9 protein-coding genes are annotated in these 9,530 nt (G+C 73.4%); 3 read left to right on the top strand and 6 right to left on the bottom strand.

Annotated elements, in window-relative coordinates:
- Positions 1-57 precede the first annotated feature (57 nt).
- Complete coding sequence (locus AQI70_RS15250; protein ID WP_244181639.1) at positions 58-582, top strand: hypothetical protein; 525 nt, start codon at positions 58-60, stop codon at positions 580-582.
- Between the two features lie 60 nt (positions 583-642).
- Here AQI70_RS15250 and AQI70_RS39800 read toward each other — a convergent pair whose 3' ends face one another.
- Entirely contained in the window at positions 643-1,113 is a 471-nt protein-coding gene (locus AQI70_RS39800) for a hypothetical protein (RefSeq protein ID WP_062149220.1), read from the bottom strand.
- Complete coding sequence (locus tag AQI70_RS15240) at positions 1,113-2,366, bottom strand: molybdopterin-dependent oxidoreductase (protein WP_062149217.1); 1,254 nt, start codon at positions 2,364-2,366, stop codon at positions 1,113-1,115. The genes AQI70_RS39800 and AQI70_RS15240 overlap by 1 nt, the downstream gene beginning before the upstream one ends.
- A 113-nt stretch (positions 2,367-2,479) precedes the next feature.
- On the opposite strand from AQI70_RS15240, the gene AQI70_RS15235 reads away from it, so the two are divergent.
- On the top strand, positions 2,480-3,796 hold the full coding sequence (locus tag AQI70_RS15235; protein ID WP_062149214.1) for a hypothetical protein: 1,317 nt from the start codon (positions 2,480-2,482) through the stop codon (positions 3,794-3,796).
- Positions 3,797-3,850: 54 nt separating this feature from the next.
- Positions 3,851-4,558 (top strand): DUF2470 domain-containing protein, encoded by a 708-nt coding sequence (locus AQI70_RS15230; protein WP_063801591.1) that lies wholly within the window; start codon positions 3,851-3,853, stop codon positions 4,556-4,558.
- Between the two features lie 84 nt (positions 4,559-4,642).
- Here the strand turns inward: AQI70_RS15230 and AQI70_RS15225 are convergent, their stop codons facing one another.
- From AQI70_RS15225 to AQI70_RS15210, 4 genes are read right to left on the bottom strand one after another with little or no spacing between them, the layout of a single operon-like run.
- A complete protein-coding gene (locus AQI70_RS15225) occupies positions 4,643-6,190 on the bottom strand; it encodes an ABC transporter ATP-binding protein (RefSeq protein WP_062149208.1) in 1,548 nt (515 codons plus the stop codon).
- Positions 6,187-7,017, bottom strand: coding sequence for an ABC transporter permease (locus AQI70_RS15220; RefSeq protein WP_062149205.1), 831 nt, complete (start codon positions 7,015-7,017; stop codon positions 6,187-6,189). The genes AQI70_RS15225 and AQI70_RS15220 overlap by 4 nt, the downstream gene beginning before the upstream one ends.
- Entirely contained in the window at positions 7,014-7,967 is a 954-nt protein-coding gene (locus AQI70_RS15215) for an ABC transporter permease (protein WP_062149201.1), read from the bottom strand. Before AQI70_RS15215 ends, AQI70_RS15220 begins: the two co-directional genes overlap by 4 nt.
- Positions 7,964-9,526 carry an ABC transporter substrate-binding protein gene (locus tag AQI70_RS15210; protein ID WP_062149198.1) on the bottom strand — a complete coding sequence of 521 codons (1,563 nt, stop codon included), beginning with the start codon at positions 9,524-9,526 and terminating at the stop codon, positions 7,964-7,966. The genes AQI70_RS15215 and AQI70_RS15210 overlap by 4 nt, the downstream gene beginning before the upstream one ends.
- Positions 9,527-9,530: the final 4 nt, after the last annotated feature.

Raw genomic sequence — 9,530 nt, 5'->3', positions numbered from 1 at the left:
AGGTATAACCCGGCCCGGCTCACTTTTTGAGCAGTCTTGTTTCGGAGGGGGTAATTCATGGGCGGCACGACACGGCAATCCGAAAAGCCCCGGCCGGAGTCAGCGGAGTCCAAGACGCGGATCGATCCGGAACCGGTCGCGACCCCACCGTCGCTGCTCCGGCGTGCGGACCGGTCGGGCCTGATCGTGGCCGGCGCCGCGCTGGCCGCCTGCGCGGGGCTCGTCGCGTACGGCATCCTCGACACCGGACCGAGCGACGACAGGCCGGAGCGCCGCACGCCCACCGCCTCCGTGACCTACGAGGTGACCGGCCGCGGCGCCGCCGACATCACCTACCAGGCGCGCAGCGAGACCGGGAAGGCCACCGTCGTCAAAGCCGCCGCCCTGCCCTGGCGCAAGACCGTCGACGTCCCCGTCGGCCAGGACCCGATCGTCAGCATCGTCCTGACCGAGCAGGGCGGGCAGGCCCGCTGCACCCTCGCCATCCGCGGCCGCCATGTCCAAACCGCCACCGCCACCGGCACGTTCGGTCGCGCCACCTGCGCCGGCGCCCTGTCCACCGCGGCCGGGACCGCGAGCTGACCTGGTTCTTTCCTCGTGCGGGAGTTGGGGAGCTCATCCGCGAGCGGCACGGGAAGGTGCTCAGGCGTGTTCCTTCGACGCCCTGCGCGATTGTCGCAGCCGCAGCACGAGGACCACCGCCGAGCCCCCGAAAAGCACGGCGGTGATCAGCAGCCAGCGGGCCAGAAAGCCGTCCGCGGACAGGCCGGTGGCCAAGGCGTAGCGGTCCGCCACCCGGCCGCCGATCAGCGGGAACCAGACCAGCAGGAGCAGCAGGGAGAACGCGGCAGGGACTCGGACGTAGGACACCCACCTCCGGCGTCCGGCCGCCTGGCACCCTCGCAGGAGCGCCTGGTCCGCGCTCCCGTACAGCGGCAGCAGAACGAGGTCGTGGAGGATCGCCGCGCCGACGAACCACAGCGCGACGCCGAACCAGTCCCCTTCCAGCAGCCGGACCCCCGCGTATCCGGCGAGCGCGAACGAGCTCAGGAGCAGTAGGAGTTGGAGAGGACTGCCCAGGGGCAGCGCGGGCCGTCGCACGGGTCGTCGCATCACAGGTCTCCGAACGTCATCCGCGCCACCCACTTGGTGTTCAGCACACCGGGCGCGGCGGGCACGATGATCCGCGCCGGGTAGCCGTGGTCGGGGGTGAGGTCCTCGCCGTTGACGAACAGGGCGAGCAGGGAACGGGAGTCGGCGACCTGGTTGGCGCGCAGGGCGGCCCGCCGGAAGGCGCCGCGTCGCTGCAGTGACTCCACGAGGACGTCGGGTGGGTCGGCGTCGTAACCCACGAGGGCCGCGAGGTCCCGCAGCCGTACCCCGCGCCACCACTGGTCGGACGTCGACCAGCCCTCCACGCAGGCGATGGGCAGCGCCGCGCTGTGCAACGGCATGGCGAGGAGGTCGGCGCGGCTGAGGCGGGCCGTCCGCCCGTCCCGGCCCACGACGACCAGCCGCCACGCCTCCTCGTTCGTGTCGGCCTCGCGGATCCCCGCGTACGCGGCCGTCTTGTTGATCTGGAAGGCGGCGGGCCCACTGCCCGGCTCGGCGCCGCCGTGCGGGGCGAGCAGGGCGGTCCGGCGCAGGGGCCCGTCGAAGTTCTGTCCGACGGTCGTGCCGAACAGCAGCAGCGAGCCGCCACCGACGAACCAGAGGGCGCCACGCCGGGAGACGGTGGGCTCGGCGGGGTTCGGCGAGACCAACTCGCTGCTCTCCTCCCGCAGTCGGCGCAGATTTCGCAGCGCCATGGGTGTCTTCAGCACGGCGTGCACGACGAACGCGGCGAAGAACACCCAGGCCCCGTAGAAGTGCAGCGGGTAGAAGGAGCCGGGGAAGACGTAGTCCAGTTGGACGTTGAGCACACCCGTCACGAACTCGAACAGCGCGCCCCCGACCAGGAGCAGCAGCGAGATCCGCTCCAGCGCGTGCGCGAGGGAGCGAGCGGGCGGCAGCGTGAAGAGTTTCGGTACGACCGACCACAGCTTGGCCAGCAGCACGGGGATCAGTGTGATGCCGAGCGTGACGTGGACGCCCTGGTTGAGCCGGTACAGCCAGTGCGGGCTGGTGGGCCAGGAGAAGAGGTAGAAGCCCAGGATCCCCTTGTCCGGGGTCTTGTCGTTCACCGGCGACAGGTTCGGGTTGTAGGCGGCGTAGGACACCAGACCCGTCAGGAACAGCACCGTGATCCCGCCGAGCAGCACGACGCCGAGCACCGAGGTCAGCCACGGGCCGCGCAGCGGGCTGCGCCAGAAGGCGGGAGAGAAGGGGGAGAAGGGGGAGGAGGGGGAGAGCGGAGTCCTTGCCATGCCCCGACGGTAGGCGCGGCCCACCCCGTGGAGGGGTGCGCGAACGATGACGAATCTCTGACGTCCGCGCCTGTCAGCCGTCCGGAGGACGGTGCCCGCCCTAGCGTGCTGGCGTGAACCGCGACCTCCGCCATGACTTGTCCGCCGCAGCGGCCGCCGCGCTCCTCGTCGTGACCGCCGCTGTCGTCGGCACCGTGATCCAGGACCGGGACGGCACCCTCCATGTCGACTGGCCGCCGCTGCTGGCCGACTGGGCGCCGCATGTCGGCCCCGGCACCCCGGCCGCGCTCGCCGTCGCGGCGGCGGTCGTGGCGTACGGCCCTTCGACGGCGGCCCGACTGGGCTGGCGCGTGCTGCTCCTGGCCACCTGGGTCACCGGCATGGCCTGGACCTGGTCCCTCGCCCTGGTGGACGGCTGGCACCGGGGTATCGCGGTGCAGTTGACCACCCCGCACGAATACCTGCGTGCCGTCGACCGTTTCCGGGACATCCCCGCCACGCTCCGGGACTTCTCCGACCACATCCTGTTGCAGTCGCCGGACAACTGGCCCGCCCATGTCGCCGGGCACCCCCCGGGCGCCACCCTCACCTTCGTCGTCCTCGACCGGATCGGCCTGGGCGGTGGCGGCTGGGCGGGGACGTGGTGCATCACCGTCGGTACGACGGCGGCGGTCGCGGTCCTCGTCGCCGTACGCGCTCTGGCCGACGAGCGGCTCGCCCGCCGCGCCGCGCCCTTCCTCGCACTCGCCCCTGCGGCGGTGTGGGTGGGTACGTCGGCCGACGGGTACTTCGCGGCGGTCGCCGCGTGGGCGGTCGCGCTGCTCGCGCTGGCGGTGACGGGGCATCGGCCGGCCGTGACGGCTCTGACCTCGGGGCTCCTCTTCGGCTGGACGGTCCATCTGTCATACGGCTTGACCCTCTTCGCCGTGATCGGCGCGGTCGTGCTGCTGCTGGGCTCCCGGCGGGCCCGGCCCCTCCTCTTCCTGACGGCCGGTTTCCTGGTCGTCCCGGTCGCCTTCGCCGCCGTGGGCTTCGACTGGTGGGAGGCGTACCGTCTGCTGGTCACCCGCTACCACCAGGGCGTCGGCGGGGTGCGGCCGTACGGCTACTGGGTGTGGGCCAACTTCGCGTGCACGGTCGTCGTCGTGGGCCCGGCGACGGTGGTGGGGCTGCGCCGGGCGGGCGTGGCGCTGGTCCGGCGCGCGGAGAGCGCCCGGGCCCGTCCGGCGCTGCTCGTGCTCGGCGCGCTGGTCGCGATGCTCGTCGCCGATCTGTCCGGGATGAGCAAGGCGGAGACGGAGCGGATCTGGCTGCCGTTCGCGCTGTGGCTGCTGCCCGCCTGCGCGTTCCTGAGCGGGCCGCGCGGCTGGCTCGCGGCGCAGGCCGTACTCGCACTGCTCGTCAACCACCTGCTGTTGACGGGCTGGTGACACGGCCACCGATAGATAGGTTAGGCTTACCTAACCCGCTATCGAGAGGTTTCCATGTCTGCTGCCACCTGCCCCGAGCCGACGCCCGCCGAGCGTGCCCGCTCGGTGCTCTCGGCGGCCGGCTCGCTGACCCTCACCACGCAGGGCCATCGCGTCGAGCTGATCGGCCTGCACACCGTCGACGCCGCCGCACGGCTGCTCCTGCACAACCCGCCGGACGGCCACCTCGCCGCCGAACTGGCCGTGGCACCGCACGGCGACCTGGCGGCCCTTGTGGAGTTCACCGACATCGCCCCCGTCGCCGTACGCGAGCGGGTGCGCGCCCGGCTGGCGCTGGGCGGCCGGCTCACCGCCCTCGGGCCCAAGGCCCTGGTGTTCAACCCGGCCCGTGCCGTGCTCACGGACGACGAGGGATCGGCCGTCGTCGGCCTCGACGAACTGACCCTGGCCGCCCCCGACCCGCTGGCCCCGCACGAGGCGGAGATGCTGGCCCGGCTGGACGCGGCCCACGCCCACACCGTGGCCCCGCTCGCCCGGCTGCTCCCCGCCCGGCAGCAACTCCGCGCGACCGCCGTACGGCCGCTGCGCCTCGACCGGCACGGCCTGGTGCTCCGGCTGGAGAGGCCGGGCTCCCACCAGGACACCCGCCTGCCCTTCGCCGCCCCGGCCACCCACCCCGGGGAGGCGGTGCGCCAGATCCATGCCCTGCTCGCCGAGGCCACCGCCCGCCCGCGCTCCCGCCGCCTGCCCACCGGGTCCTGAGCGAGGGCGCTTCGTGCCGCCGGCCTCCGGGCCACGCGCAGAGGCCTTCCCGTCACCTCCGCGCAGGCGCCCGGAGGCCGGCACTCACAGCCGGGCCCCCGCCTCCAGGCGCTCGGTGGTCTCCATGAGGGAGACTGTGAACGGGTGCTGAGGTTCCGTCAGAATCCTTTCCGCCGTCCCCTGTTCGACCAGCTCGCCCGCGTCCAGTACGGCGATGCGGTGGGCCAGGCGCGCGGTGTCCAGGTCATGGGTGATGAGGACGAGGGACAGGTCGTCACCCTCGCCGACCAGCCCCGCGAGGACGTCGAGGATGCCCCGCCGGGTGACCGTGTCCAGGCCGGAGGTGACCTCGTCGCAGATCAGCACCCTGGGGCGGGCCAGCAGGGCGCGGGCGAGGGCGGCGCGCTGCAGTTCGCCGCCGGAGAGTTCGCCGGGCCGCCGGTGAGCCAGGTCCTCCGGCAGGCCGAGGCGGTTCAGGGTGGCCGCCGCCTCCTCCGTCGCCGTCCGTTCGTCGGGGCCGCGCAGCCGTACCGCCGTACGGGCCACCTGGTGCAGAACGGGCCGGTGCTCGTCGAAGGCGGCGCGGGCGTCCTGGAAGACGTACTGCACGGCGGCGAGTTGGGCTCGGCTGCGATGGCGCAGGCTGCGCGGGAGCGGCGTGCCGTCGAGCAGGATCTCGCCGTCGTGGTCGCGGTGCAGGCCCGCGAGGCAGCGGGCGAGCGTGGTCTTGCCGCTGCCGGAGCGGCCGACCACGGCCAGGCACTCGCCGGGGCGCAGCGCCAGGCGCGGGGCCCGCAGCACCACGGTCCTGCGCTCGTGTACGGCGGTCAGGTCCCGTACCTCCAGGACGGGTCGCCCGGCTTCGGTACTCGACCCGCCCTTCGGTGCCGCACGCTGCTCGTCCAGCAGACGGCGGGTCCACTCGTGACGGGGGGCCGTCCACAGCCGCTGCGCCGGGCCCGACTCCACGACCCGGCCCGCGCGCATGACGAGCACCTCGTCGGCGAGGGCGCGCACGACGTCCAGGTCGTGGCTGAGCAGGACGACCGCGATACCGCGCGCCGCGACCGCCGCCAGTTGCTCGACGATCCGGCTCTTCGTCAACGCGTCCTGGCCGGTGGTGGGTTCGTCGGCGACGATGACGCGGGCACCGAGCAGCAGGGCCTGGGCGAGGACGACGCGTTGCTGCTGGCCGCCGGAGAGCTGGTGCGGGTGGCGGCGCAACAGCGCTTCGGCGTCGGGGAGTTGGGCGTCGGACAGGGCGTTCAGGACGCGTTCGCGGGCCGCCGCACGGCGTTCGGCGCGGGGCAGGTGCCGGACCTGGAGGCGGGCGATGTCGTGCAGGAGCGCGCCGACGCGGCGGGCCGGGTTGAGGACGGCGGCGGGATGCTGGGGGACGTATCCCACCGGTCCGTCCCCGGGCCGCCGCACCTCGCCCGTGACCCGGGCACCGGGCGGGTACTCCCCCAGCAGCGCCAGGCCCGTCGTGGTCTTGCCGCTGCCGGAGGCGCCGACCAGCGCGGTCACCGTCCCGGGCAGCACCCGCAGGCGCACGCCGTCGACGATCGCACGGCCGTTGATCTCGACGCGCAGCTCCCGGATCTCGGCGACGGCATCCGTCTCGTCGCTCACGGGCGTCGCCCCCTCTTGCCGTTCGGTTTCTTGTTCAGCTTCTTCTCCGGTGTCGTCTCCAGCGCGGCGTCGAAGAGCAGGTTGGTGCCCATCGTCAGCGCCACGATCAGCAGCGCGGGCACCACCACGGCCCAGGGCTGCACCAGCAGGCCGGTGCGGTTGCGGTCGACCATGACCGCCCAGTCGGCGGCGTCCGGCGCGACGCCGACACCGAGGAACGCGGCCGTCGACACCAGGTAGAGCACGCCGGTCAGCCGGATGCCGGCGTCGGCGGCGAGGGTGCGCAGCGTCGACCGGCCGACGTAGCCGACGGCGATCCGCCACCAGCTCTCGCCCTGCATGCGCAGCGCCTCCACGGCGGGGCGCGCGGCGGCCTCCCCCGCCGCCGCCCGGACGATGCGGGCCGCGTCGGGCACGTTCACCAGCGCCACCAGCAGCGCGAGCCCGGTGGCGCCCGGCGAGAGCACGGAGGCCACCAGCAGGATCAGCAGCAGCGACGGCACGGCGAGCAGCACGTCCAGCGGCCGCATCAGCAGCTCCTCCAGCCGCCGTACATGGGTGAGCGCGCTGACGAGCCCGACCGGGACGGCGACGAGATAGGCGAGCGCGGTCGCGGCCAGGGCGGTGAGCACGACCGTACGGCCGCCCAGCAGGACCTGCTGCCAGACGTCGCGGCCCACGAAGTCGGTGCCGAGCCAGTGGCCGTCGCCGAGGGTGAAGGACGTGGTGCGGGGGCCGGGGCCGCCGGTGAACAGCGGTCCGAGGAGGGCCAGCGCGAGGGGGACGGCGATGACGGCGGCGCCGAGCGCGAAACGGCGGTGCGTCATGCGGCCACCCCCGCCCGGGGCGTGAGCCGGTGGGCCACCAGGTCGGCCCCGAGGTTGAGCACGACCGTCAGCACACCGAACACCACGGCCAGCCCCTGCACCACCGGCACGTCACGTTCGGCCACGGCGTTGAGGAGGACCGTGCCCAGGCCCGGGATCACGAAGAGGGCCTCCACCACGATCACGCCGCACAGCAGCCAGTCGACGGTCCGGGCGAGTTGCTGCGCGGCCGGGGCGAGGGCGTTCGGCAGGGCGTGGGCGTAGCGGACCCGGGCGCCGGGGATGCCGTAGCGGCGGGCGTGGGCCGCGTAGGGGGAGGCGAGGGCGTCGACCATGCCGGCCCGCACCAGGCGGGACAGGGAGCACACCGGGCGGGACAGAAGGACCAGCACCGGCAGGACGAGTGCCGCCGGGTGGGCGAGCAGGTCGGTGCCGTAGCCGACCGCCGTCGGCGGCAGCCAGGCCAGCTTCAGGGCGAGGACCGTCACCAGCAGCACCCCGAGGGCGAACTCGGGGACCGCGTACACGGCCAGCGTCACCGAGCTGACCAGCCGGTCGACGAGGCCTCCCTCGTGGCGGGCGGCGAGCACGCCGAGGCCGAAGCCCAGCGGGACGAGCAGCGCCACGGTGAGCGCGGCGAGCAGCAGGGTCGGGCCGAAGCCGTCGGCGATGTACTGGCTGACCGGGCGGCCGGAGGCCAGGGAGGTGCCGAAGTCGCCGTGCGGCAGGCCGGCCGCCCAGTCGGCCAGCCGCTCGTACGCGGGCCGGTCCAGGTCCATCGCCTCGCGGATGGCGGCGATGCGCGCGGGGTCCGGCTGGTCGCCCGCGAGGGCCACCGCGGCGTCGCCCGGCAGCGCCTCGGTGAGCGCGAAGACCAGCAGCACCACGGCCACGGTCTGCAGGGCGCCGAGGAGCAGCCGCCGGGCGACGAAGGAGCGAAGTCCGCTCACGCGAGCCACACCTTGTCGAAGCGGGCCCAGTCGAGGGTGTTGGCGGGCGCCTTGGTCTCCACTCCCTTCACCGTGCGGGCGGTTCCGATGATCCAGTCGGCGAAGCCCCAGACGAGGAAGCCGCCCTCGGCGTACAGACGGCGCTGCATCCGCTCGTAGACGGCGGCCCGCTCGGTCTTGTCGCGGGTGGACTGGGCCTGCTGGTAGAGGGCGTCGAAGTCCTTGTGCTGCCACTTGGTGGCGTTGGTGGTGGAGTCGGTGAGCAGGCGCTGGGAGATGTGGGCCTCGATGGGCATGGCGCCGGAGCGGTAGCAGCACAGGGTGCCGCCGTCGAGGATGTCGCTCCAGTAGGAGTCCTTGCTGCCCATCTTCACGTCGATCGTGACGCCCGCCTTCGCGGCCTGGTCGCGGAAGATGCCGGCGGCCTCGGTGAACCCGGCGGCGACGGCGGAGGTGTCCAGGGTGACCTTGAGCTTCTCGGCGCCGGCCTGCTTCAGCAGGGCGCGGGCCTTTTCGAGGTCCTGCGCGCGCTGCGGCAGGTCGGCGGCGTAGTACTCGTAGCCCTTGCCGAACAGGTCGTTGCCGACCTCGCCCGCGCCGGACAGGGCGCCGTCGACGAGTTCCTGCCGGTCGGCGATGAGGAAGAAGGCCTCGCGGACCCGCTTGTCGTCGAAGGGGGCCCGGTCGGTCTTCATGCAGAAGGCCTGCATGGCGCTGTTGCGCAGCCGCACGATCTCGATCTGGCCCTTGCCCTCGTGGGCGCGGGCGGTGGTCGGGTTGAGCTCGTGGGCGTACTCGACCTGGCCGCCGAGGAGGGCGTTGACGCGCGCGGACTCCTCGTTGGCGACGACGAACTCGATCTCGTCGAGGAGCGGGGCGCCGTCCCAGTACTCGTCGTAGCGGCGGAAGACGGCGGAGCGGCCGGGCGCGAAGGAGACGAACCGGAAGGGACCGGAGCCGACCGGCTTCTTGTCGAACCCGGTGGCGTTCTCGGGGACGATGTACGCGCCGAACGCGGCCAGGATGTTGGGGAACTCGGCGGTGGGCCGCTTGAGGACGAACTCGATGGACCGCTCGCCGGTGGCGCGGCTGGCGTCGAGGTCGATGGGCTCCAGGGACGCCTTGGCGCGGAACGCCTGCTTCGGGTCGGCGATCCGGCGGTAGCTGTAGAGGACGTCCTTGGCGGTGACCGGCTTTCCGTTGTGGAAGGTGGCCTGGCGGAGGGTCACCTGCCAGCGGTCCAGCGTCTTGTTGGACTCCCACTTCTCGGCGAGGCGGGGCTGGGCGGAGAGGTCGGCGCCGTAGTCGGCGAGCTTGTCGAAGAGCGCCTTGGCGCGGGCGACGTCGGCGAAGAGGTTGGCCAGGTGCGGGTCGAGGGTCTCGCTCGCGCCGCCCCCGGCGAACGCGGCGCGCAGCCGGCCGCCGCGCTTGGGGGTGCCGGACGCGCTGTCCGCCTTGTCGTCCGTGCCGCCTCCGCAGCCGACGAGGGCGAGGGCGGCGGCGCCCGAGGTGGCGGCGAGGAAGCCGCGGCGGCGCAGGCCGGGGAAGCGTTCGTTCATGACT

Origin of the sequence: Streptomyces curacoi (assembly GCF_001513975.1) — a bacterium.
Taxonomy (GTDB): domain Bacteria; phylum Actinomycetota; class Actinomycetes; order Streptomycetales; family Streptomycetaceae; genus Streptomyces; species Streptomyces curacoi.
Note: the sequence above shows the minus strand (reverse complement) of the source record. Positions and strands in the feature narration are given on the sequence as shown.

Excerpts from the sequence above, each read along its gene's own strand:
- AQI70_RS15250 (WP_244181639.1), top strand. The coding sequence starts at position 58 with ATGGGCGGCACGACACGGCAATCCGAAAAGCCCCGGCCGGAGTCAGCG.
- AQI70_RS39800 (WP_062149220.1), bottom strand. The coding sequence starts at position 1,113 with ATGCGACGACCCGTGCGACGGCCCGCGCTGCCCCTGGGCAGTCCTCTC.
- AQI70_RS15240 (WP_062149217.1), bottom strand. The coding sequence starts at position 2,366 with ATGGCAAGGACTCCGCTCTCCCCCTCCTCCCCCTTCTCCCCCTTCTCT.
- AQI70_RS15230 (WP_063801591.1), top strand. The coding sequence starts at position 3,851 with ATGTCTGCTGCCACCTGCCCCGAGCCGACGCCCGCCGAGCGTGCCCGC.
- AQI70_RS15220 (WP_062149205.1), bottom strand. The coding sequence starts at position 7,017 with ATGACGCACCGCCGTTTCGCGCTCGGCGCCGCCGTCATCGCCGTCCCC.
- AQI70_RS15210 (WP_062149198.1), bottom strand. The coding sequence starts at position 9,526 with ATGAACGAACGCTTCCCCGGCCTGCGCCGCCGCGGCTTCCTCGCCGCC.